This is a genomic window from Celeribacter sp. (genome assembly GCF_048259695.1).
GTDB lineage: Bacteria > Pseudomonadota > Alphaproteobacteria > Rhodobacterales > Rhodobacteraceae > Celeribacter.
On sequence record NZ_JBLXHL010000001.1, the window covers coordinates 154,999 to 176,784 of the forward strand.

At 58.9% G+C, this 21,786-nt stretch carries 22 protein-coding genes; 1 reads left to right on the forward strand and 21 read right to left on the reverse strand.

From position 1 onward, the window contains the following. Nucleotides 1-122 precede the first annotated feature (122 nt). Nucleotides 123-1,712: a DEAD/DEAH box helicase gene (locus tag ACN0Q0_RS00765; protein WP_417241439.1), complete on the forward strand. Its 1,590-nt coding sequence runs from the start codon at nucleotides 123-125 to the stop codon at nucleotides 1,710-1,712. Nucleotides 1,713-1,893: 181 nt separating this feature from the next. Here the strand turns inward: ACN0Q0_RS00765 and ACN0Q0_RS00770 are convergent, their stop codons facing one another. From ACN0Q0_RS00770 to ACN0Q0_RS00870, 21 genes are all read right to left on the reverse strand, one after another. Further along, a complete protein-coding gene (locus ACN0Q0_RS00770) occupies nucleotides 1,894-3,555 on the reverse strand; it encodes a ribonuclease J (protein WP_417241440.1) in 1,662 nt (553 codons plus the stop codon). After that, entirely contained in the window at nucleotides 3,552-4,343 is a 792-nt protein-coding gene (locus ACN0Q0_RS00775) for a type III pantothenate kinase (RefSeq protein WP_417241441.1), read from the reverse strand. Before ACN0Q0_RS00775 ends, ACN0Q0_RS00770 begins: the two co-directional genes overlap by 4 nt. Then, nucleotides 4,343-5,095, reverse strand: coding sequence for a biotin--[acetyl-CoA-carboxylase] ligase (locus ACN0Q0_RS00780; RefSeq protein WP_417241442.1), 753 nt, complete (start codon nucleotides 5,093-5,095; stop codon nucleotides 4,343-4,345). The genes ACN0Q0_RS00775 and ACN0Q0_RS00780 overlap by 1 nt, the downstream gene beginning before the upstream one ends. Beyond that, nucleotides 5,079-6,515, reverse strand: a complete 1,437-nt coding sequence (nuoN, locus tag ACN0Q0_RS00785; protein ID WP_417241443.1) for an NADH-quinone oxidoreductase subunit NuoN — start codon at nucleotides 6,513-6,515, stop codon at nucleotides 5,079-5,081. Before nuoN ends, ACN0Q0_RS00780 begins: the two co-directional genes overlap by 17 nt. A gap of 12 nt (nucleotides 6,516-6,527) precedes the next feature. Continuing rightward, nucleotides 6,528-8,093 (reverse strand): NADH-quinone oxidoreductase subunit M, encoded by a 1,566-nt coding sequence (locus tag ACN0Q0_RS00790; protein WP_417241444.1) that lies wholly within the window; start codon nucleotides 8,091-8,093, stop codon nucleotides 6,528-6,530. Continuing rightward, nucleotides 8,093-10,201, reverse strand: coding sequence for an NADH-quinone oxidoreductase subunit L (gene nuoL, locus ACN0Q0_RS00795; protein ID WP_417241445.1), 2,109 nt, complete (start codon nucleotides 10,199-10,201; stop codon nucleotides 8,093-8,095). Before nuoL ends, ACN0Q0_RS00790 begins: the two co-directional genes overlap by 1 nt. A gap of 6 nt (nucleotides 10,202-10,207) precedes the next feature. After that, nucleotides 10,208-10,513, reverse strand: a complete 306-nt coding sequence (gene nuoK / locus ACN0Q0_RS00800) for an NADH-quinone oxidoreductase subunit NuoK (protein WP_062219307.1) — start codon at nucleotides 10,511-10,513, stop codon at nucleotides 10,208-10,210. A 94-nt stretch (nucleotides 10,514-10,607) separates the two neighbouring features. Further along, nucleotides 10,608-11,216 carry an NADH-quinone oxidoreductase subunit J gene (locus tag ACN0Q0_RS00805; RefSeq protein ID WP_417241446.1) on the reverse strand — a complete coding sequence of 203 codons (609 nt, stop codon included), beginning with the start codon at nucleotides 11,214-11,216 and terminating at the stop codon, nucleotides 10,608-10,610. Continuing rightward, on the reverse strand, nucleotides 11,213-11,620 hold the full coding sequence (locus tag ACN0Q0_RS00810; protein WP_417241447.1) for a carboxymuconolactone decarboxylase family protein: 408 nt from the start codon (nucleotides 11,618-11,620) through the stop codon (nucleotides 11,213-11,215). The genes ACN0Q0_RS00805 and ACN0Q0_RS00810 overlap by 4 nt, the downstream gene beginning before the upstream one ends. Nucleotides 11,621-11,650: 30 nt before the next feature. Further along, entirely contained in the window at nucleotides 11,651-12,142 is a 492-nt protein-coding gene (gene nuoI / locus ACN0Q0_RS00815) for an NADH-quinone oxidoreductase subunit NuoI (RefSeq protein ID WP_417241448.1), read from the reverse strand. Nucleotides 12,143-12,145: 3 nt separating this feature from the next. Then, nucleotides 12,146-13,186 (reverse strand): NADH-quinone oxidoreductase subunit NuoH, encoded by a 1,041-nt coding sequence (nuoH, locus tag ACN0Q0_RS00820; RefSeq protein WP_417241449.1) that lies wholly within the window; start codon nucleotides 13,184-13,186, stop codon nucleotides 12,146-12,148. Between the two features lie 11 nt (nucleotides 13,187-13,197). After that, nucleotides 13,198-13,632, reverse strand: a complete 435-nt coding sequence (locus ACN0Q0_RS00825; protein WP_417241450.1) for a hypothetical protein — start codon at nucleotides 13,630-13,632, stop codon at nucleotides 13,198-13,200. Beyond that, on the reverse strand, nucleotides 13,632-15,653 hold the full coding sequence (gene nuoG, locus ACN0Q0_RS00830; RefSeq protein ID WP_417241451.1) for an NADH-quinone oxidoreductase subunit NuoG: 2,022 nt from the start codon (nucleotides 15,651-15,653) through the stop codon (nucleotides 13,632-13,634). The genes ACN0Q0_RS00825 and nuoG overlap by 1 nt, the downstream gene beginning before the upstream one ends. A 118-nt stretch (nucleotides 15,654-15,771) precedes the next feature. Beyond that, complete coding sequence (locus tag ACN0Q0_RS00835; protein WP_417241452.1) at nucleotides 15,772-16,191, reverse strand: DUF5333 domain-containing protein; 420 nt, start codon at nucleotides 16,189-16,191, stop codon at nucleotides 15,772-15,774. Then, nucleotides 16,188-16,409: a hypothetical protein gene (locus ACN0Q0_RS00840; RefSeq protein WP_417241453.1), complete on the reverse strand. Its 222-nt coding sequence runs from the start codon at nucleotides 16,407-16,409 to the stop codon at nucleotides 16,188-16,190. The genes ACN0Q0_RS00835 and ACN0Q0_RS00840 overlap by 4 nt, the downstream gene beginning before the upstream one ends. Nucleotides 16,410-16,413: 4 nt before the next feature. Then, complete coding sequence (locus ACN0Q0_RS00845) at nucleotides 16,414-16,806, reverse strand: hypothetical protein (protein WP_417241454.1); 393 nt, start codon at nucleotides 16,804-16,806, stop codon at nucleotides 16,414-16,416. 9 nt (nucleotides 16,807-16,815) lie between these two features. Further along, nucleotides 16,816-18,114, reverse strand: a complete 1,299-nt coding sequence (gene nuoF / locus ACN0Q0_RS00850) for an NADH-quinone oxidoreductase subunit NuoF (RefSeq protein ID WP_417241455.1) — start codon at nucleotides 18,112-18,114, stop codon at nucleotides 16,816-16,818. A gap of 13 nt (nucleotides 18,115-18,127) precedes the next feature. Continuing rightward, on the reverse strand, nucleotides 18,128-18,346 hold the full coding sequence (locus ACN0Q0_RS00855; protein WP_417241456.1) for a DUF5337 domain-containing protein: 219 nt from the start codon (nucleotides 18,344-18,346) through the stop codon (nucleotides 18,128-18,130). A 22-nt stretch (nucleotides 18,347-18,368) separates the two neighbouring features. After that, on the reverse strand, nucleotides 18,369-19,217 hold the full coding sequence (locus ACN0Q0_RS00860; RefSeq protein WP_417241457.1) for an NADH:quinone oxidoreductase: 849 nt from the start codon (nucleotides 19,215-19,217) through the stop codon (nucleotides 18,369-18,371). A 63-nt stretch (nucleotides 19,218-19,280) separates the two neighbouring features. Continuing rightward, nucleotides 19,281-20,510 carry an NADH-quinone oxidoreductase subunit E gene (locus ACN0Q0_RS00865; RefSeq protein ID WP_417241458.1) on the reverse strand — a complete coding sequence of 410 codons (1,230 nt, stop codon included), beginning with the start codon at nucleotides 20,508-20,510 and terminating at the stop codon, nucleotides 19,281-19,283. After that, nucleotides 20,510-21,727, reverse strand: coding sequence for an NADH-quinone oxidoreductase subunit D (locus ACN0Q0_RS00870; protein WP_417241459.1), 1,218 nt, complete (start codon nucleotides 21,725-21,727; stop codon nucleotides 20,510-20,512). The genes ACN0Q0_RS00865 and ACN0Q0_RS00870 overlap by 1 nt, the downstream gene beginning before the upstream one ends. Nucleotides 21,728-21,786: the final 59 nt, after the last annotated feature.

Sequence of the window (21,786 nt, forward strand, 5' to 3'; positions counted from 1 at the left end):
TTGACCTTTTCGCGGGCGCAGCGTATGAGGCGGGCTAGAACACGTTTCGGCAATACGGCCGAACGGGGCCGCGCGGGATATTTGCGGCCGATTTCACCGCCGCACATCTCGAAAGGCACAATTTGACCAAGTTTACCGATCTTAATCTCGACAAAAAAGTTCTCAAAGCCATCGCTGACGCGGGCTACGAGGAACCCACCCCGATTCAGGCGGGCGCGATTCCCCCCGCCCTTGAGGGCCGCGATGTCCTCGGGATTGCACAAACGGGAACGGGCAAAACCGCCTCTTTCACATTGCCGATGATCACCCTGTTGGGCCGGGGCCGTGCGCGCGCACGGATGCCGCGCTCTTTGGTGCTGTGTCCGACCCGTGAGTTGGCCGCCCAAGTGGCCGAGAACTTCGACACCTACACCAAGTATCACAAGCTGACCAAAGCCCTGTTGATCGGTGGCGTATCGTTCAAAGAACAAGACCAGTTGATCGACAAAGGCGTGGACGTTCTGATTGCCACCCCCGGCCGGTTGCTTGACCATTTCGAGCGCGGCAAACTGATCCTGTCGGACGTAAAAATCATGGTCGTCGACGAGGCGGACCGGATGCTCGACATGGGCTTTATCCCCGATATCGAACGGATTTTCGGCATGACGCCCTTTACGCGTCAAACGCTGTTCTTCTCGGCCACAATGGCCCCTGAAATCGAACGGATCACCAACACATTCCTGTCGAACCCCGCCCGCATCGAAGTGGCGCGTCAGGCCACCTCCGGCGAGAACATCAAACAAAACGTGGTGATGTTCAAAGCCTCACGTCGCGAGCGCTCGGCAACCGAGAAACGTGATCTGTTGCGCGCCTTGATCAATGCCGAGGGCGAAACACTTCAAAACGGTATCATTTTTTGCAACCGCAAAACGGACGTTGACATCGTTGCCAAATCCTTGGCCAAGCATGGCTTCGACGCGGCGCCTATTCACGGCGATCTCGACCAAAGCAAACGCAATGCGACGCTTGAGGGCTTCCGCAATGGACAGCTCAAGATCCTTGTGGCCTCCGACGTGGCGGCCCGTGGCCTTGATGTGCCATCCGTGACCCATGTGTTCAACTTTGACGTTCCAAGCCACGCCGAGGACTATGTACACCGCATTGGCCGCACAGGTCGCGCGGGGCGTGATGGCAAAGCGATCATGATCTGTGAGCCACGCGACGAGAAAAACTTTGCCGATGTGGAGCTTCTGATCGGTAAAGAGATCCCGCGTCTCGACAATCCGCTTGGGATCTCCCCTGCTGCGGCGACCGAGGCCCCCAAGGCAACCGAAGCAAAAGACGCAAAAAGCGACGACAAGCCGAAACGGACCCGTTCGCGGTCGCGCCGCGGGGCGGATAAATCCGACGCCGCCAAAGCAGACGCACCAAAGACAGACACCGGCGCACAGGCCCCGGCAGTTGATCCACAAACCGCTCCCGTTGCGCCCGCGGCCAAACCCGTCGAGGCCGCTGTAGAGGCCAAGCCGGAACCGCGTCAGGACACACGGGGCGATAAACGCGACGAGAACCGTGATGAACAGCGTGACGACAAACGCGCGCCCCGTTCACGCGGTGGCCGTGGTCGGGGTCGGGGTCGCGACGATGACAACAAGGTGCTTGGCCTTGGCGACCACCTGCCCTCGTTCATTGCAATGAGCTTTGAAGAGCGCCGCGAGGCCGAAGGCAACTAAGCACTCGCAGAAACGGACCCAAAGCACGCCGACTTTGGCCTCTCCCATACAAACGCGCCGCGAAGACATTCGCGGCGCGTTTTCGTTGAGGATTTCCCCCTGCCTGCCTTCCGGCACCGAGCCATATCAACGCAAAAGGGGACACCGAAGTGTCCCCCCTTCTCTTTCCAAGAGCGATGGATCAGGCCGACAGGCGCGAAATCACGATCTGGATTTCTGGCTTTTTGCCCGTCTCGTCATTGGTGGTCTTGCGCAGGATGCGGCGCATGTCCTCTTCGAGTTTCCCGTCATCGCGCAGGGTCTTTTTGCCCGCACGGTTGAGGAACTGGTTGATATCCGTCTCAAGCACATCGACGAGCGGCACACGCGACAGGCCAATCTCGGGAAGGCCACGGATTTCGCACCAACAATCGCCCAGTGGCTCGTCGTCCTCGACAATCACGGTTGCGACAACGAGGCCGTATTGCGCCATACGGATCCGGTCGCGCACAACGCCGTCCGTCGCGCCAATCTGGACCTTGCCATCCAGATAGGTGCGCCCCGTTTCGACATATTCCGCGATCTCGGGCGTATCCCCCGTCAAATCCACGCCAACCCCGTTTGGTGCCACAACAGCCTGAAGACCATTGGCCTCGGCCAGAGCGGCATGCTCGGTCAGGTGACGGTGCTCGCCATGCATCGGGATTACGATCTGTGGTTTGACCACCTCGTGCATCATGGTCAGATCGGGACGGTTGGCGTGGCCGGACACGTGAATATCATCGCGTCCGGTAATGCAGCTCACGCCCATCTCGGAAAAGTTGTTGAGAATGCGCGCCACGGACATTTCATTGCCCGGAATGGTTTTGGACGAGAAAATTACGGTGTCGCCCGCGGCCATTTTCAGCCCGAGGTATTTGCCGCGCGACAGTTGCGCGGTGGCGGCGCGGTATTCGCCCTGTGATCCCGTGGTCAACAGCATCAGGTTGGCGCGGGGAATGTCGCCGGCCTGTTCGGGAGAAATCGTTTTCGGGAACTCGGAAATGATCCCCGTCTCGATCCCTGCCGTGATCATTTTGCGCATCGCACGGCCCAACAAAACCACCGAACGGCCCGCTTTGCTACCGGCCTCCGCCAATGATTTCACGCGGGCAATGTTGGACGCGAACGTTGTCGCGGCAACCATGCCGTCGAGCGATGAAATCAGCTCGGTCAACGGGCCGACGACTTCGCTCTCCGAGCGGCCGGGTTTGTCGGTGAACACATTCGTGCTGTCACAGACCAACGCCTTGACGCCATCCTTGGACACGCTTTCCCACAGGGCGCGGTCAAAGGCTTCGCCAACAACGGGCGTCTCGTCGATTTTGAAATCGCCCGTGTGGATAACGCGGCCCGCAGGGCTGTCGATCACAAGCGCGGAGCTTTCGGGGATCGAGTGCGACACGGGGAGAAAGCCGACCTTGAACGGGCCGACATCGACCTGCTGCGGCCATGCAGAGACGGTTTTGATCATCAGCTCGTCGTGACCGTGCTCTTCGAATTTGAGACGGGCAAGGTGGGCGGTGAACGTCCGTGCGTAGATCGGCGCGCCAAGGCGGGGCCACAGGTGGCCAACGGCACCAACGTGATCCTCGTGCGCGTGGGTGATGAAAATCGCGTCGATGCGCTCTTTGCGCTCTTCGAGCCATGACACATCGGCAAAGATCAGGTCCACGCCGGGCGTGCCGTCCATCGACGGGAATGTCACGCCAAGATCCACCACAATGTAGCGTTCGCGCCCTGCGGGTCCGTAGCCGTAGACGTAGCAGTTCATGCCAATCTCGCCGGCGCCGCCCAATGGCAGGTATAAAAGTCGATCGCTCATGTATTACCCAGTTCTGTGTTGTGGTCTTTGTTATAGTTATGGATCACGACAAGGCCGTGGATCGTCAGAAATTCGTCAAATTCATCGAAAAGCTTGTGACCCTGATTGAACAGCGGCGCAAGCCCACCCGTGGCGATCACGCGCATCGGGCGTTCATATTCTGCCTTGATCCGGTTGCATGTTTCCCGCACGAGGCCAACATAGCCCCAAAACACCCCCGACTGCATACAGGCAACCGTATTGGTGCCGATCACTTTTTCCGGCATGGTCACGTCGACATGGGGCAAGGCGGCGGCTTTGAGGTGGAGGCTTTCGAGCGAGGTATTCACCCCGGGCGAGATCACCCCGCCGACATAGGCGCCATCGGCGGCCACCACATCGAATGTCGTCGCCGTGCCGAAATCCACCACGATCAAATCGCCACCGAATTTGTCATAAGCGGCGGCCGTGTTCACCAAACGGTCCGGCCCAACAGTTGTTCCCTCATCCACGCGCGGGGCGTGTGGCAAAAGGCATTCGGGCTTGCCGACCACAAGCGGGCGACAATCGAAGTAACGGTTGGCAAAAACGCGCAAGTTGAACACAACGCGCGGCACGGTGGAGGAAATAATCACCTCGGTGATATTCGCCTCGATCTTTTGGAAATGCATCAGGGTGGACAGCCAGACGTAATACTGGTCCGCTGTGCGCTGCACTTCGGTCGAGGTACGCCAGGTGGCGATAAATCCGGTTCCGTCCCAGATGGAGAACACCGTGTTGGTATTGCCTGTGTCGATACACAATAGCATCAGAAATAGACCTCCGCTGCGGGAATTGAACGCCGGCCCTTGGCCGTTTTGAGCACCAGATTACCAAAGGCATCCACGGTTTCAAAGGTGCCATGATGTTCCTCGGTCACGGTGCGCGCACGGATTAACGCGCCCAATCTGGCAGCGCGGTCCAACCACGCGGTGCGGATCGGGGCAAACCCGTAGGTTGTGAACTGCGTCTCCCAATGGGCATAGGCCGGTGCCAGAATGTCGAGGAACGCCTCGGGCGGGACATTTACGCCCGTCTCGGACAAAAGCGACACGGGCGCCACGGCCCCTGCTTCGACCTCGGCGGGGGTTGGTGCATCCGCAAGGTTGACACCGATGCCGATCGACAGATGTGCCTTCCCCCGCTCAAGGAGAATACCCGCCACCTTGCCACCGTTCAAAAGCACGTCATTGGGCCATTTGAGCGCAAAGCTCTCGGGGCGGCCAGAGACCGTCACAAGGGCCTCATGGAGCGCAAGGGCCGCCACAAAGGACCGCAGTGCGACGATTTCGGGGGCCTCGGTCGGGAACATCAGCAGCGTAGCGGCAAAATTGCCCTTGGGCATCGCCCATGCGCGTCCACGCCGCCCGTGCCCCGCCGATTGGCGATGCGCCAGGATCCATTGCGGAAACGCACAAGAGGCCGCCACGCGGGCGGCCTCTGTCATTGTACTGTCCGTTTCGGCAAGGACGGTGCGCCCTACCCCATCGGGCCAGGTGTACGCCTTATTTGACAAGAGCATCCGCCGCCATTGCCGCGTAGTCACCCAAGCCGAACATGTTGACGATACCGAACACCATGATCAGGGCCGAGGCCATGAGCATAACGGTCGCCACAGGGCTCGACACTTTGTCGAGGGGCTCGTGCTCGGAGCCAAAGTAGACGTAGAACACGATGCGCAGGTAGTAGAACGCGCCGATCACCGACGCGATCACACCAAAGATGGCGAGATACACGAGGCCCGCGCCCCATGCCGCCTGCAACACGGCCAGTTTACCGAAGAAGCCGAGCATCGGAGGGACGCCTGCGAGCGAGAACATCAGGATCAACAGGGCCAATGCCTTGGACGGAGAGGTGCGCCAGTAGCGGTTGAGCGCGGCCAGATCGGTGACGGGTTTGCCATCGCGCTCCATCGTCAGGATAAAGGCGAATGTGCCGATATTCATCGCGACGTAGATCGCCATGTAGATCAACGAGGCCTGTACGCCCTCGGCGTTGCCTGCGGCCAGACCCATCAGGGCGAACCCCATATGGGAAATCGACGAATAGGCCATCAGACGTTTGATGTCGGTCTGGCCGATCCCCGCAACCGCACCGAGGAACATGGACGCCACCGCGATCACGGCGAGGACTTGTTGCCAGTCGCCCACAACACCACCGAAGGCATCGTGAAGCACGCGGGCAAACAGACCCATTGCGGCGAGTTTTGGAGCCGTTGCAAAGAACGCAGTCGTCGGTGTGGGCGCGCCCTCGTAGACGTCAGGCGTCCACATGTGGAACGGCACGGCAGACACTTTGAACGCCAAACCCGTCATCATGAACACAAGGCCGAACAGCACACCAAGAGGCACGTCATCCTGAATAACCGAGATGATCCCAGCGAAGTTTGTGGTGCCGGAGAACCCGTAGGTCAGCGAGGCCCCGTAGAGCAAAAGCCCCGAGGAGAGCGAGCCAAGCACAAAGTACTTCAGGCCGGATTCAGAGGATTTTACGCTGTCACGGCGGAACGATGCGATGACGTAGAGCGCCAAAGACATCAATTCGAGGCCGAGGTAGAGCGCCATCAGGTCGCCTGCGGAAACCATCACCATCATGCCGATGGTCGAGTAGAGCACGAGGATCGGATACTCGAACTTGAGCATGTCGCGCTTTTCCATCACGTCGACAGACATGACCAGAACGGCGGCCCCTGCGAGCAACGCGCCGACCTTGCCAAAGCGGGAGAACGCATCGTCGATGAACATCCCGTTAAAGGCGGTGTTCGCCCCCGATCCGGACAATGCAATCATCACCGCGATGACAACAAAGATCCCCGCCGTCACCCAAGTGAGGGTTTTGGCGAGCGCATCCTTGCCCGTGTACACGGCGAACAGGAGCGCGGCCATGCCGTAGATGGCAAGGAGGACTTCCGGAAGGACGATCGAGAAATCGTGAGCGGTCATTGGTCCGTCCCCTTAATGGCTGGTTGCGGCTGCTGCGGTCTGAACCAGATCAGACGGCAGAGCGGCGTTATAGTTATCAAGCAATGCACCCACCGACGGGCCGATCAGATCGGTCACGAGCGACGGATACACACCGAGCAAAAGCGTCATAAAGATCAGCGGCGCAAAGATCATTTTTTCGCGCGCCGTCATATCCGTGATCGCTTTCAGGCTTTCTTTGATCAGATCGCCAAGCACGACGCGGCGGTAGAGCCACAGCGCGTAAGCGGCGGACAGGATCACACCCGAGGTCGCCACGGCGGCGATCCATGTGTTGGCCTGGAACATCCCGATCAGCGTCAGGAATTCCCCGACAAAACCGGAGGTGCCGGGCAGACCGACGTTGGCCATGGTAAAGAACATGAACACGAGGGCATAGGCGGGCATCCGGTTCACAAGGCCGCCATAGGCGTCGATGTCACGGGTGTGCATCCGGTCGTAGATCACGCCAACGCACAAGAAGAGCGCACCGGAGATGAAGCCGTGGCTGAGCATCTGGAAGATCGCGCCGTCGATCCCTTGTTGGTTGAGCGAGAAGATCCCTGCGGTCACGTATCCCATGTGGGCCACGGACGAATAGGCGATCAGCTTTTTCATGTCCTCTTGCACCATCGCGACGAGCGAGGTGTAGACGATGGCGATCACCGACAACCACATCACGAAATCCGCGAGATGGTAGGAGGCAACGGGGAACATCGGGATCGAGAAGCGCAAGAACCCGTAGCCGCCCATTTTGAGCAAGATCGCGGCCAGAACCACGGAGCCTGCGGTGGGCGCCTGAACGTGTGCGTCAGGCAACCATGTGTGCACCGGCCACATCGGCATTTTCACCGCGAAGGAGGCGAAGAACGCGAGGAAGGCAATCGTCTGCATGCCGCCGACGATCTGGAACCCCATGACCGACAGCGTGTCCGACGAGAACGTGTGGGTCAAAAGCGATGTTGCCTCGCCACAGCCACCGATACAGGTGGTGCCGGCATCGAGGTACATGGCGATCATCGCGACCAACATCAACACGGAACCGAGGAAGGTATAGAGGAAGAATTTGAACGCCGCATAAATGCGGTTTTTTCCGCCCCAGATCCCGATAATCAGGAACATCGGGATCAGGCCCGCCTCGAAGAAGAGGTAGAACAGCATGAGGTCGAGCGCACAGAACACGCCGAGCATCAGCGTCTCGAGCAACAAGAACGCGATCATGTATTCCTTGACCCGCGTGGTCACATTCCATGCCGACCAGATCACCAGTGGCATGAGGAAGGTGGTGAGCATCACAAAGAGAACGGAAATCCCGTCCACACCCATGCGGTAGCTCAGCCCCATGATCCAGGAGCGTTCTTCGACCATTTGAAAGCCGGTGTCGGCCGGATCGAATTTCGCCAGAATGAACAGCGAGATCAAAAAGGTGATGACAGTCGCGAACAGCGCCAGACGTTTGGCGTTGCGCTGTGCCACCTCGTCGTCACCGCGCAAGAACAGCGCGAGGACCAAAGCGGCCATTGTCGGCAGAAAGGTAACGAATGAAAGGACGTTATCCATTAGTGGGACCCTCCGCCGATCGACATCCAGGTAATCAAGATCACAATCCCCAATACCATCGCAAATGCGTAAGTGAACAGATAGCCCGACTGCGCGCGGCCGGCGAGGCGCGTGAAGAAGGGAATGATGCCAAGCGCCACGCCATTGATCGCGCCGTCAATCGTATCCTGATCGCCGCGTTTCCAGAAGAAACGGCCAAGAGCCAAGGCGGGGCGGATAAAGATACGCTCGTAAAGCTCGTCGAAATACCACTTGTTGAGCAGGAAATCGTAGAGCACGGGCTGAGACGCCGCGAGACGTTTTGGCAGGGTGGTGTCCTTGATGTAGAACATCCATGCGGTGAAGAAACCGATCAGCATGGCAATGAATGGCGAGACCTTGACCCATTTGGGGGCATGGTGCGCGTCGTCCATAATCGTGTTGTCCGCCGCGATAAACAGCGCCCCCTGTGGGGCCACACCGGCCACGGCGTGCGTGTCGTCACCATGTGTCTCTTCGGCCACCGCGTGGGTGTCCGCGGCCTCGGCTGCATGCGTATCCGCCGCAGCCTCACCGTGGGCGGCGTCCGCCTCGGCGTGATGTGCGGGAATGCCGAAGAAGGCGTTGTGCTTGTCATGGTCGCCAAAGAACGCGCCGTACCACACCATGCCGGAGAACACCGCGCCGAGGGCGAGAACGCCGAGCGGCACGAGCATGACCATCGGGCTTTCGTGCGCGTGGTCATGGGTGTGATGATCGCCACGGGCCTTGCCGTAGAAGGTCATGAACATCAGGCGCCACGAGTAGAACGACGTGAACAGCGCGGCCACAACAAGCATCCAGAAGGCATAGCCGACACCGGAGGCATAGGCGCTTTCAATGATCGCATCTTTCGACAGGAAGCCCGCAAAGCCGATGGTGGTGAGCGGAAGACCGACCCCCGTGATGGCCAAAGTCCCGATCATCATCGCCATAAAGGTTTTGGGGATCTTGTGGCGCAGGCCACCGTAGTTGCGCATGTCCTGTTCGTGATGCATCGCGTGGATGACCGAACCGGCCCCCAGGAACAACATCGCTTTAAAGAAGGCGTGCGTCAAAAGGTGGAACATCGCCGGACCGTAGGCGCCGACACCGGCGGCCACGAACATGTAGCCCAGTTGGGACATGGTGGAGTAGGCGATGACGCGCTTGATATCGTTTTGCACGAGGCCGATTGTGGCCGCGACAAAGGCAGTAGAGGCGCCGATGTAGACGATAAACGTCTGGGCCTGAGGCGCGTATTCAAACAGCGGCGACATGCGGCAGACGAGGAACACGCCCGCGGTCACCATGGTCGCGGCGTGGATCAGCGCCGACACGGGGGTCGGGCCTTCCATCGCGTCGGGAAGCCATGTGTGCAAGAACAGTTGTGCCGATTTCCCCATAGCACCGACAAACAGAAGGAAAGCCAACAGGTTGGCGGCATTCCATTCGGTCCACAAGAAATGCAGCTGCGTGTTTGCAAGCTCGGGCGCTTTTGCAAACACGGTATCCATGTCGATGCTATCGGTGAGATAGAACAGGCCAAAGATACCAAGCGCGAAGCCGAAGTCCCCGACGCGGTTGACGATGAAGGCTTTCATAGATGCCGCACCGGCGGAGGGTTTCTTGAAATAGAACCCGATGAGCAAGTAGGACGCGAGGCCCACGCCCTCCCAGCCAAAGAACATCTGGGCAAGGTTATCGGCGGTCACGAGCATCAGCATCGCAAAGGTAAAGAGCGACAGGTAGGCAAAGAAACGGGCGCGGTAGGGCTCGTCATCGCCGAACTGGCTGTCATGCGCCATGTAGCCGAAGGAGTAGAGGTGAACGAGGGCGGACACGGTCGTCACAACAATCAACATGATCGTGGTCAGACGGTCGAGGCGGATGCCCCAGTCAACCGAGAGCGCGCCGCTTTCAACCCATTTGAGCAACGAGATATGTTGTGTCTGGCCATCAAAGCCCAAGAACACGGTCCACGACAGGAACGCCGAGAGGAACAGCAGGCCCGTGGTCAGGATTTGCGCATTGCGCTCCCCGATCGCGCGCCAGCCGAAGCCTGCGATAATGGCACCCACCAATGGGGCGAAGAGGATGATCGTTTCCATATGCCCTTACCCTTTCATCACGTTGACGTCTTCGACGTCGATCGTGCCGCGGTTGCGGAAGAAGCCAACGAGAATGGCCAAACCGATCGCAGCCTCGGCGGCGGCAACGGTCAGCACCAACATCGTAAAGATTTGCCCGACAAGATCCCCCGCGAAGGAGGAGAAGGCGACAAGGTTAATGTTGACCGACAACAAGATCATCTCGATGGACATCAAGATGATGATGACGTTCTTCCGGTTCAAAAAGAGACCGAAAATTCCGATCACAAACAGCGCTCCCGCGACTGCCAGGTAATGTTCAAGTCCGACCATGTCGTCCCTCAGTTCTTATCTGTCGCCGCTTATCGCGGCTTTGGCCCGGAGCGGCCTTAGCGTCGCCCCGTCTTCGTATTTTGACGCAAACGGCTTAAAGCCCCTGCCCCGGTTTGATGTCTTTCAGTTCCATTGCCGTGGCCGGATCGCGGTGCATCTGTGTCATCACGTTCTGACGCTTGACGTCCGGACGGTGGCGCAGGGTCAACACAATCGCGCCGATCATGGCAACCAACAGGATCAGACCCGCAAGCTGGAACAGCATCAGGTAGTCGTCATACATCAACTGACCCAGTGCGGCGGTGTTATGCACATCCTCGGGAGTCACAGCTGCACGCAGGGCCTGCGCCCCGTCAGCGGCGTGCCAATCCCCGAATGCGATCCCGAACTGGAGCAGCACCACAATCGCCATCAGGATGGCAAACGGCAGATACCGCGCCATGCCCGCTTTGAGCTCGGCGAAATCCACGTCGAGCATCATCACGACAAAAAGGAACAGCACCATCACCGCACCGACGTAGACGATGACCAGAAGCATCGCCACGAACTCTGCGCCCAAAAGCACAAAGAGACCGGAGGCCGAGAGGAAGGTTAGGATCAGCCAAAGCACCGAATGCACAGGGTTGCGTGCCACAACCGTGAACAGCGCCCCCGTGAGCATCAGGATGGCGAAACAATAGAATGCGAAATCAACGACAGTCATTCACTGTCCTCCTGCATATCAGAAAAGACCTCTTTGGCGAGGTCCAGTGCTTTTGACATTGCGGGCAAACCGCCCAGCATCGACATTTGGTAGATCGTTTCCGCGATCTCTTGCTCGGTCGCGCCCGCCTCGCGGGCATGGCGCACCGTCATCTTGAACGGCAGCGGCGCCTGAGCGCCCTGGGCCGTGAGGCCCGCAAGCATGATCAAGAGGCGGGTCTTGGCATCAAGACCGTCTTTGTTGAACGAATTGCCCCACAACATGTCCATGTAGTCCTTGGTCATCGTCGGGAACATTTTCTCGAAACCCGACGGCGAAAAGGTCGCCATAGACGGATTGATCTCAGCGGCCATTTTCTGGCCCTGTTCCATCATCTGTCCGAAGAGTTTCGAAAAATCGGTCATTGTAACTATCGTGGTCCTGATGTTGAGGCCTTAACGGTAAGGCGCATCCAGTTCGAGATTGCGGGCGATTTCAGCCTCCCAACGCGCCCCGTTATCCAGAAGCTTGTCCTTATCGTAGAACAGCTCCTCGCGGGTTTCGGTGGAAAACTCGAAATTCGGGCCTTCGACGATCGCATCCACGGGACAGGCCTCTTGGCAGAACCCGCAATAGATGCACTTCGTCATATCGATGTCGTAGCGCGTGGTGCGGCGCGAGCCATCATCACGGGGTTCGGCATCGATGGTAATCGCCTGTGCGGGGCAAATGGCCTCGCACAATTTACACGCGATACAGCGCTCTTCGCCATTGGGATAGCGACGCAACGCATGTTCGCCACGAAAGCGCGGGGACAAAGGCCCCTTTTCGTGCGGGTAGTTGATCGTCACCTTGGGCGCAAAGAAATAGCGCAGGCCAATGCGAAAGCCGGAGATGATATCGGCCATCAGGAAGTATTTGACCGCGCGGGTATAATCCATTGCCATGGCTTAGCCTCCAATCGCCCAGCGGGCATAGGCCCCGCCGAAAGCACCGTATTGAGCAAAAAACGCGACCAGAACAACCCAACCGAGCGAGAGCGGCAGGAAGACTTTCCAACCAATACGCATCAGTTGGTCATAGCGGTAGCGCGGGACGATCACCTTCACCATCGAGAAGATGAAGAAGAAGAACAGCATCTTGCCGATGAGCCAGACGATCCCGTCAGGCAGACCCGGAACCGGGGACAGCCAACCGCCAAAGAACAGCGTGGAGATCAAGGCACACATCAACACAACCGCCATCAGTTCGCCCATCATGTAGAGCAGGAACGGCGTGGAGGAGTATTCAACCTGATAACCGGCCACCAGTTCGGATTCCGCTTCGGGAAGGTCGAACGGCGAGCGGTTCGTCTCGGCCAGTGCCGTGATGAAGAACAAGATGACCATCGGGAAGTGCGGCACCCAGTACCACGAGAACATCCCGAACCGGCCGTCTTGGGCCGCAACGATCTGGCTAAAGTTCATCGAGCCGGACGAGATCACGATACCGATGATGATGAGACCGAGAGAAACCTCATAGGAAATCATCTGCGCCGCAGAGCGCAACGCCCCGAGGAACGGGTATTTCGAGTTGGACGCCCAACCACCCATGATCACGCCGTACACTTCCAACGAAGAGATGGCGAAGATATAGAGGATCGCGACGTTGAGGTCGGCAATCACCCAACCGTCGCCCCACGGGATCACAACCCATGCGATACAGGCGGTCACAAAGGTGATCATTGGCGCGAGGTAAAAGACGAACTTGTCCGCCCCTGCCGGCACCACCACCTCTTTGACGATGTATTTGATAAAGTCGGCAAATGACTGCAACAGGCCGAAGATGCCCACGATATTGGGCCCCTTCCGCATCATTACAGCTGCCCAGATCTTACGATCGCCCCACATAAGGAAGGCGAGCGCCACGAATAGCGGCACCAGAACCAGCAGACATTGTCCGAGGATCAGGAGAGCTATCCCGAGATTTGTTGTCGTGAAAAATTCGACCATTTTTCAGCCTTTCACACCGTCGGTATCTTGTTGTCCCTACAGTTTGCGACCACGACTTCGGCGTCGATAGTCCGCAAACCTTCGGGGAGCGCTGACGAGATGGTGTAAACAGCATCCGCGCGCCAAATTCCACCCTCATATGCGACATTTGTGCGCACATGACGCGCAAATCCGAAACCACGGATCAGCGCATATTGGGCCGCTGCGCATTGCGCGTAGTCGGCCACATCGTTTTTATTCTCCGTTCCCGTCATGGAAACATCGAAATTTACCAGATCACCGTCCAGAAGACGTGTTTCCACGCCGCGGTAGACCTTTTTGCCCTGTGTCGCAGATCCCGTTGCGGACCCGCCATCCGTGGGGGAGACACAGGCACCAAGCAGGGCGGCGGCGGCCAGTGCGGCCCCCGTCCCCATGTGGCGATGTGTACTCCCCTGAACGGTCATCACTCGGCTGCCACGCTGTCGTCAGTGGCCCGTGCCTTGGCACCGGCGGACAATTCGGCCATCAGCGCCGAGGCCCGTGCGATCGGGTTGGTGAGATAGAAATCCTTCACCGCGTTGCGGAAGTCGGCTTTCGCGGGCTTCTTGGCGGCAACCGGCGTCCATGTGTTCTCGACAACCTGATCAACCTGCGCCAGATGCGGCACGGCAGCGATCAGATCACGGCGCAACGCGGCAAGGCTGTCAAACGGCAGCGGCGCATCAAGTTCCGCCGATAAGGCCCGCAAGATTGCCCAGTTTTCTTTCGCCTCACCGGGAGGGAAGGACGCGCGCAACGCGAGCTGTGGGCGACCTTCGGTGTTCACGAACAGGCCGTTCTCTTCGGTATAGGCCGCACCGGGCAGGATCACGTCAGCGCGGTGTGCGCCGCGATCGCCATGCGAGCCCTGATAGACGACAAACGCGCCATCGCCGATTTCAACTTCGTCCGCGCCCAGATTATAGACGGCTTCGACGCCATCAAGCGCCTTGCTCAACCCGCCCGCGGTAACCGCATCCACGTCCATCGCGCCCACACGGGCCGCAGCGGTGTGCAGGATCATCAGTTTGGATTTGGTGGCATCGGCCATTTTCATCGCAAGCGACAAAACCGCTTCGCCATCAGCCTCGGTCAGGGCACCCTGCCCCACGATGATGATGGAATTGGCGTCATCGACGGGACCGGAGGTGTGATCCGCCAACTCTTCGAGAGCGGCGCGGTCGGTGCCGACGTGGACGTAATCATAGGTCAGATCAACCGCTTCGCCGATCAGGCCGACTTTGGCGCCGTTCAACCATGCTTTGCGGATCCGCGCGTTGAGCACAGGCGATTCGTCGCGCGGATTGGTGCCGATCAGTTGGATATACTCGGCATTGTCGATGTCCGCGATGGACGCCGTGCCGACATAGCCGGAGCGGTTGCCCGCAGGCAGTTTCGCACCATCGGTGCGGCATTCGACGTTACCGCCGAGCCCTTCAACCAGTTGCTTGAGCGCAAAGGCGGCTTCAACGGGGACCAGATCGCCCACGAGACCGGCAACCTTTTTGCCCTTAAGGCCTGCGGCGGCCGCGCTGAGTGCCTCGGTCCATGTGGCTTTACGCAGCTTGCCGTTTTCACGCACATACGGCGTATCAAGGCGCTGACGGCGCAGACCATCCCACACAAAACGGGTTTTGTCCGAAATCCACTCTTCGTTCACGCCATCATGGTTGCGCGGCAAAATCCGCATCACTTCGCGGCCTTTGGTGTCCACACGGATGCTCGAGCCAAGCGCGTCCATCACGTCGATGGTCTCGGTCTTGGTCAATTCCCACGGACGGGCGGTAAAGGCGTAGGGTTTCGATGTCAGCGCCCCCACAGGACACAGATCGATGATGTTGCCCTGAAGGTTCGATTTGAGCGTCTGGTCGAGATAGCTTGTGATTTCGCTGTCTTCGCCACGCCCCGTTTGGCCCATCTGGGTGATCCCCGCGACCTCGGTGGTAAAACGCACACAGCGCGTGCACGAGATACAACGGGTCATAGCGGTGCCAACGAGCGGGCCGAGGTTCAATTCGGTCGAGGCGCGTTTGGGTTCGCGGTAGCGCGAGAAATCAACACCATAGGCCATCGCCTGATCTTGCAAATCGCATTCGCCGCCCTGATCACAGATCGGACAGTCAAGCGGGTGGTTGATGAGCAGGAATTCCATCACGCCTTCGCGGGCCTTCTTGACCATCGGCGAGTTGGTTTTCACAACAGGCGGCTGACCTTCGGGGCCGGGGCGCATGTCTTTGACCTGCATCGCACAGCTTGCGGCGGGCTTTGGCGGACCGCCAACAACCTCTACGAGGCACATGCGGCAGTTGCCCGCAATCGAGAGGCGCTCGTGGTAGCAAAAACGGGGTACCTCGATGCCTGCAACTTCGCAGGCCTGAAGGATGGTCATCGCCGGATCGACTTCGACCTCGGTCCCGTCAATGATGATTTTGCGCTTGTCTGCCATAGTCAATCACCTGTTCTTCGCGGCCAGTGGGAGTGTCCCGTGCGGCCAGTTCAGACGCATACGCGTCCAATCAGTCGTTTTCTGTCATTCGCGCCCGTGTCACCACAAACGCGCACATTCACTTCGCGCGAAGCAGCGATCCAATCACGCTGCCCTTTGCAATTTCCATTTCCCCCAAGGCACAGAGCCCTGCGGATGTCGTCGGGTCCACACCGCGCGCACGGGCATAAGCCGCCCCTTTGGCGCGGATGCGGGCCTTTTCGTCTTTGCTCGTGACGTACTCTTCGATCTGGGCATTGGAATATCCCATCTCCGAGGCCACGGCCTTGAGCGTCCAAAGAAAATTCAGACCCTTGATCTTACGCGCCTCAATCGTTGGGCATTCGTCGCTGATCTCGATCGCGATGCCGACGTAAAGCATGTTGTTGTCGATCTCGTCCACGCGCGACAACGGCGGCAAGGCGGCCGCCGAAAGAGGGGCGGCGAAAAGCACGAGGCCTAACGCAATGCGGGGGGCGATATGTTTGAAAACTGTCATGGGGTTACTCCACGGCTATGGGCGCACAGCTTTTCTCGCGAATAAAGCGTGGCCTCCGTCATATACGACCACCCGAAAGCGTGGTCGCTGTCCCCATGTTCGTCTGTGTAGGCGGGCCGTTCGAGCGCCCCGACAAACCCGGCCACGCGCAAATCATCAGGCGCGGCAATGAGCCGCCCGATGTTCCGTTCCGCGATATGGTGGGTTGCGTGGGTCATGGTCCTAGTTTTTTACCAGATAGGGTTTGAGATTGGCATCCGCAGGGCCGGCAGCACACAAGGCATCCGTATCGCCATGCGCCACATGATTGGCCTGCAACCACGCGCCGAAATCGGCACGCAATTTGTCGGCGGGCAGATAGGAGGAAATGGCGGCCAGATCGTCTGGATCGACGCCCGCGTCCATTTGCCCCTCGATAAAGGCTTGGGTCAGCCGAGCCGCCTTATCCGCGTCATAGGTCCAACCGTCACATTCCTCGCCCACAATTTTCGCAAATTGCATCGGTTCAAGCAGCGCCACATAGGCGCGACCGAGTGGCGTATCCGCGCCATCCGCCGCAAGGGCGCACAGCGGCAGGGCGCAACAGGTCAAAATGCTTGGAAGGAGGCGGGACATCGGTGATCCTTACTCCGCGGCGATCGAACCGGAACGGCCCGATTTTTGCGTTTTGATACGGTCTTCGATTTCCTCGCGGAAGTTCTTGATCAGACCCTGGATCGGCCATGCGGCGGCGTCACCGAGCGCACAAATCGTGTGGCCCTCGACCTGCTTGGTCACATCCCACAGCATGTCGATTTCCTCAAGATCCGCCTCGCCTTTGACCAGACGGTCCATGACGCGCATCATCCACCCTGTGCCTTCGCGACACGGCGTACACTGGCCACAGCTCTCGTGTTTGTAGAACTTCGACAGGCGATGGATCGCTTTGATAATGTCGGTCGATTTGTCCATCACGATCACGGCGGCGGTGCCAAGGCCGGACCCGAGCTCTCCGCGCAGGTAATCGAAATCCATGATCGCGTCTTTCATGTCTTCGCCGCGCACACACGGCACGGAGGAGCCACCGGGGATCACGGCTTTGAGGTTGTCCCAACCGCCGCGAATACCGCCGCAATGTTTTTCAATCAGCTCTTCGAACGAGATCGACATTGCCTCTTCGACAACGCAGGGGTTGTTGACGTGACCCGAGATCGCGAACAGTTTGGTGCCGGCATTGTTCGGACGGCCAAAGCCCGCGAACCATTCAGGGCCACGGCGCAAAATCGTCGGCACAACCGCAATGGATTCCACGTTGTTCACTGTGGTCGGACAGCCATACAGACCCGCGCCCGCAGGGAACGGCGGCTTCATCCGTGGCATGCCTTTTTTGCCCTCGAGGCTCTCGATCAGGGCGGTCTCTTCGCCACAGATATAGGCCCCCGCACCGTGGTGCAGATAGAGGTCGAAATCGTATCCGGATTTGCACGCATTACGGCCAAGCAACCCGGCCGCATAGGCCTCGTCGATGGCGTTTTGCAGCGCTTCTTTTTCGCGGATGTATTCGCCGCGAATGTAGATATAGGCGGCGTTGGCATTCATCGCGAAAGACGCAATCAGCGCCCCCTCGATCAGGGTGTGCGGATCATGGCGCATGATCTCGCGGTCTTTACATGTGCCGGGCTCGGACTCGTCGGCGTTGATGACGAGGTAGGACGGGCGACCGTCGCTTTCCTTGGGCATAAAGGACCATTTGAGGCCGGTGGGGAACCCCGCACCGCCGCGTCCGCGCAGTCCCGATGCCTTCATCTGGTCCACGATCCAGTCGCGGCCCTTTTTGATGATGGCGGCCGTGCCGTCCCAATGTCCACGCGCCTGTGCACCCTTCAGGGTGCGGTCATGCATCCCGTAGATATTGGTAAAGATCCGATCCTGATCCTTAAGCATTGGTCTACTTCCTTCAGCCTTGCTGGCGCGCACGCCAGATCTGGTAAATATTCACAAACGCCCACGCAAATGCACCGAGCGCTGCGAGGTCAAAGAGAAATACGAACCGCACGGGCAGTCCCATTTCCCCTCCGACCCACTGGGCCCCGAACCAGATCACCATCGTTGCGGCCATCACAAACCCGACAAAGCGGGCCTTTTTGGCGAGACGGATTTCCGTGTCGGAACTCATCTTGTCTTACCTCCCGACGCGCTTAGTATTTTGCGCGCTTGGAGAATTCGGTTTGGCCCCCCGCCGCGAGTGTTTTCGCATCGGGTTTCCATGTCTCGATCTGGCGTGCCGAAGTGCCAACGAGATTCTCGTCGAGCCATTCGGTTTCCTTTTTGCGCAAAGACGCAATCTGGTCGAAATGGTAAAAACCGAGCGCATGAAGCTGCGCTTCGATTTTCGGTCCCACACCTTTGAGCAGTTTCAAATCGTCCGGCTGACCACCGCGTGCGGCCGAAAGCAACACGTCTGCGGGTTTGCCATCGGCGGCAACGGCGGCGCGTTTGGGCTTGGCGGATGCCTTGGGCGCGGCTGCCTTCGCCTTTGGCGCTGCGGGGGCCTTGGGCTTGGCCGCTTTGGCCGGTGCAGCACTGGCCTTTGTCGCGGTGGTTTTCGCTTTGGCCTTTGTCGCTTTCGCGGCCGTTTTCTTGGCCGGCGCTTTCGCCGTCGTGGCGCTCTCGGCGACTTCCGGAGCAGGTTCATCGTTCGCGGAAGCACCAGAGACAGGCGCAGCCGACATCAGACCCACAGCAGAGGCCGCACTCGCAGATGGAGACGCAACAGACTGCGCATCGACAGAGCCGGTGACGGCCCCCGTCGTTGTCCCCGAAACAGAGGCCCCGGGTGTGGCCGGTACGGCTTTGTTCTGAACGGGTTCATCATACCACCCGATCCACAACAGGATCGCGACGAGCAAGGTTACAAGAACACCAATAATCATGGAGGCGACAGTGGAATAGCCGGCGATGAACAGAAGCGCCAAAAAGGCCAACACACCACAAATGGCTGAAATCAGCCAGATCTTTGGTGTCTTCCCCGAATTACTCTCACTCATGTCGACCTCCTGGTCCCTGGTCCCGATTGCCCCGTGGCTCTACAGCCGGTTGGGGGCCTGTCCTTAGTACTTTGCGCGCTTGGAAAACTCGGTTTGACCACCGTCAGCGAGGATTTTGGCCTGATCGACCCACCCGTCGCGCTCAATGCGACCTTTGAACTTCAAATTGTCGTCCACCCACTCGATTTCCTCCGCCGTCCATTTGGCGATCTGGTCAAAGTGGTAAAAGCCCAATGCGTTGAGCGTCTGTTCCAGTTTCGGACCGACCCCCTTGAGCATTTTCAAATCGTCGGCCCCCGCTTTGCGCGGTGCACTCATGGTGCGTGGCTTTTTGCCCGCAGGTGCGGCGGCAACAGGGGCCTCCGCTTTGGGTGTTTTCGCCTTTGCGACCGGCTTGGCGGCAGACTTTGCTGCGGGCTTGGCCGTCGATGTGGCTTTCGCGGCTTGCTTGCTCACGCCCGTTTTGTCGACGGGTGCATCTGCAGAAGGTTTCGCGGCTTTTTTGGCAGCGGCTTGCTGCACAGCGGATTTTTGCACAGGGGCGGGCTTGGGCGGTGTTTTCTTCGCAGAGGCACCCTTGCCCCCTTTGACAACCCACGGCGTCAGAATCGGCACTTCGGTCCCGTCGATCCGCTTGATCGTATCGCCGAGATCAGCCGCCAGTTGCGCCGAGGCGTTATAGTCTGCTTTGCCGGCCTCGTATTCGGTCAAGGACGTCAGACCCGACAGCGGCTCGGCGGCATAGCGACCGTTTTGCGGACCGGGCAAAGGCACCTGACCTGCCGCCATGGCGTCGATCAACTTGCCAAAGTTCTCGGCGGTGAGATCCTCGTAATAATCTTTGCCGATCTGCGCCATGGGCGCGTTGGAACAGGCCCCCAGACATTCGACCTCTTCCCACGAAAACTTGCCATCCGCGGACAGTTCGTGCGCGTTGGGTGCGATTTTGTCCTTACAAACCGCAATCAGATCCTCGGCGCCACAGATCATGCACGACAGGGTGCCGCAAATCTGGATATGGGCCACGGAGCCGACCGGCTGAAGTTGGAACATAAAATAGAAGGTCGCCACTTCGAGCACGCGGATATACGGCATGCCAAGCATATCGCCGACATATTCAATCGCGGCTTTGGTCAGCCACCCTTCCTGTTCCTGGGCACGCCACAACAGCGGGATCACGGCGGATTGCTCGCGACCCTCGGGGTATTTCGTGATCTGACCCTGCGCCCACTCGAGGTTGGCAGGCGTGAATTCAAAGCTCTCGGGCTGTTCGTGATGCAGACGGCGCAACATTAGCGGTCCACCTCCCCAAATACGATGTCCATGGAGCCGATGATGGCGGCGACGTCGGCCAACTGGTGGCCGCGTGCGACGTGATCCATCGACTGAAGATGCAAATACCCCGGTGCGCGCAATTTGGCGCGGTAGGGTTTGTTGGTTCCGTCCGAAACCATGTAGACGCCGAACTCGCCCTTGGGGGCTTCGACGGCGGCGTAAACCTCACCTGCGGGCAATTTGAAACCCTCGGTGTAGAGTTTGAAGTGGTGGATGAGGGCCTCCATCGAGGTCTTCATATCGCTGCGCTTGGGCGGTGTGAGCTTGCCACGGGCCAAAACGTCACCTTTGTTCTCGGGCATCCGCAGTTTCGCGATGGCCTGTTTGATGATCGAGGTGGATTGCGTCATCTCCTCCATGCGGCACAGGTAACGGTCATAGCAGTCGCCGTTTTTGCCCACAGGCACCTGAAAATCGAACTCGTCGTAGCACTCGTAGGGCTGCGCGCGACGCAAATCCCATGCAAGGCCCGACCCGCGTGCCATCACACCGGAATAGCCCCAATCGAGAATATCCTGTTCGGTGATGATGCAGATATCGACGTTACGCTGTTTGAAAATACGGTTTTCGGTGAGCAACGTGTGGATGTCGGCAAGCGGGCTTGCGAAATTGTCAGCCCAGGCTTCGATATCATCGAGCAAGGCCTCGGGCAGGTCCTGATGGACACCACCGGGGCGGAAATAAGCGGCGTGAAGACGCGCACCACAGGCCCGCTCGTAGAAAATCATCAGCTTTTCACGCTCTTCAAAGCCCCACAGCGGCGGCGTAAGTGCACCAACGTCCATCGCCTGTGTGGTGACGTTCAAAAGGTGGTTCAACACCCGACCGATCTCGGAGAACAGCACGCGGATCAGGGAGGCGCGGCGCGGCACCTCGACCCCTGCGAGACGCTCGATGGCCATGCACCATGCGTGCTCCTGATTCATCGGCGCCACATAATCGAGACGATCGAGATACGGCAGGTTTTGCAGATAGGTGCGGCTTTCCATCAGTTTCTCGGTGCCGCGGTGTAGCAGGCCGATGTGCGGGTCAGCCCGTTCTACAATCTCGCCATCAAGCTCCAAAACCATGCGAAGCACCCCGTGCGCCGCAGGGTGCTGCGGGCCGAAGTTGATGTTGAAATTGCGGATCTTCTGCTCGCCCGAAAGCGCGTCGTCGAAGTTACCGTCCATCATCAGACCTTTCTCCAATTGATCCTCGCCATTCCGGACTGTCGATCAAAAGTCTTGTCACT

Excerpts from the sequence above, each read along its gene's own strand:
- nuoH (WP_417241449.1), bottom strand. The coding sequence starts at position 13,186 with ATGGTCGAATTTTTCACGACAACAAATCTCGGGATAGCTCTCCTGATC.
- ACN0Q0_RS00790 (WP_417241444.1), bottom strand. The coding sequence starts at position 8,093 with ATGGATAACGTCCTTTCATTCGTTACCTTTCTGCCGACAATGGCCGCT.
- nuoG (WP_417241451.1), bottom strand. The coding sequence starts at position 15,653 with ATGGCAGACAAGCGCAAAATCATCATTGACGGGACCGAGGTCGAAGTC.
- nuoK (WP_062219307.1), bottom strand. The coding sequence starts at position 10,513 with ATGGTCGGACTTGAACATTACCTGGCAGTCGCGGGAGCGCTGTTTGTG.
- ACN0Q0_RS00780 (WP_417241442.1), bottom strand. The coding sequence starts at position 5,095 with ATGCTCTTGTCAAATAAGGCGTACACCTGGCCCGATGGGGTAGGGCGC.
- ACN0Q0_RS00770 (WP_417241440.1), bottom strand. The coding sequence starts at position 3,555 with ATGAGCGATCGACTTTTATACCTGCCATTGGGCGGCGCCGGCGAGATT.
- nuoL (WP_417241445.1), bottom strand. The coding sequence starts at position 10,201 with ATGGAAACGATCATCCTCTTCGCCCCATTGGTGGGTGCCATTATCGCA.
- ACN0Q0_RS00775 (WP_417241441.1), bottom strand. The coding sequence starts at position 4,343 with ATGCTATTGTGTATCGACACAGGCAATACCAACACGGTGTTCTCCATC.
- ACN0Q0_RS00870 (WP_417241459.1), bottom strand. The coding sequence starts at position 21,727 with ATGATGGACGGTAACTTCGACGACGCGCTTTCGGGCGAGCAGAAGATC.
- ACN0Q0_RS00810 (WP_417241447.1), bottom strand. The coding sequence starts at position 11,620 with ATGACCGATTTTTCGAAACTCTTCGGACAGATGATGGAACAGGGCCAG.
- ACN0Q0_RS00805 (WP_417241446.1), bottom strand. The coding sequence starts at position 11,216 with ATGACTGTCGTTGATTTCGCATTCTATTGTTTCGCCATCCTGATGCTC.
- nuoI (WP_417241448.1), bottom strand. The coding sequence starts at position 12,142 with ATGGCAATGGATTATACCCGCGCGGTCAAATACTTCCTGATGGCCGAT.
- nuoF (WP_417241455.1), bottom strand. The coding sequence starts at position 18,114 with ATGCTTAAGGATCAGGATCGGATCTTTACCAATATCTACGGGATGCAT.
- ACN0Q0_RS00855 (WP_417241456.1), bottom strand. The coding sequence starts at position 18,346 with ATGAGTTCCGACACGGAAATCCGTCTCGCCAAAAAGGCCCGCTTTGTC.
- ACN0Q0_RS00835 (WP_417241452.1), bottom strand. The coding sequence starts at position 16,191 with ATGACAGTTTTCAAACATATCGCCCCCCGCATTGCGTTAGGCCTCGTG.
- nuoN (WP_417241443.1), bottom strand. The coding sequence starts at position 6,515 with ATGACCGCTCACGATTTCTCGATCGTCCTTCCGGAAGTCCTCCTTGCC.
- ACN0Q0_RS00845 (WP_417241454.1), bottom strand. The coding sequence starts at position 16,806 with ATGTCCCGCCTCCTTCCAAGCATTTTGACCTGTTGCGCCCTGCCGCTG.
- ACN0Q0_RS00840 (WP_417241453.1), bottom strand. The coding sequence starts at position 16,409 with ATGACCCACGCAACCCACCATATCGCGGAACGGAACATCGGGCGGCTC.
- ACN0Q0_RS00825 (WP_417241450.1), bottom strand. The coding sequence starts at position 13,632 with ATGACCGTTCAGGGGAGTACACATCGCCACATGGGGACGGGGGCCGCA.
- ACN0Q0_RS00865 (WP_417241458.1), bottom strand. The coding sequence starts at position 20,510 with ATGTTGCGCCGTCTGCATCACGAACAGCCCGAGAGCTTTGAATTCACG.
- ACN0Q0_RS00860 (WP_417241457.1), bottom strand. The coding sequence starts at position 19,217 with ATGAGTGAGAGTAATTCGGGGAAGACACCAAAGATCTGGCTGATTTCA.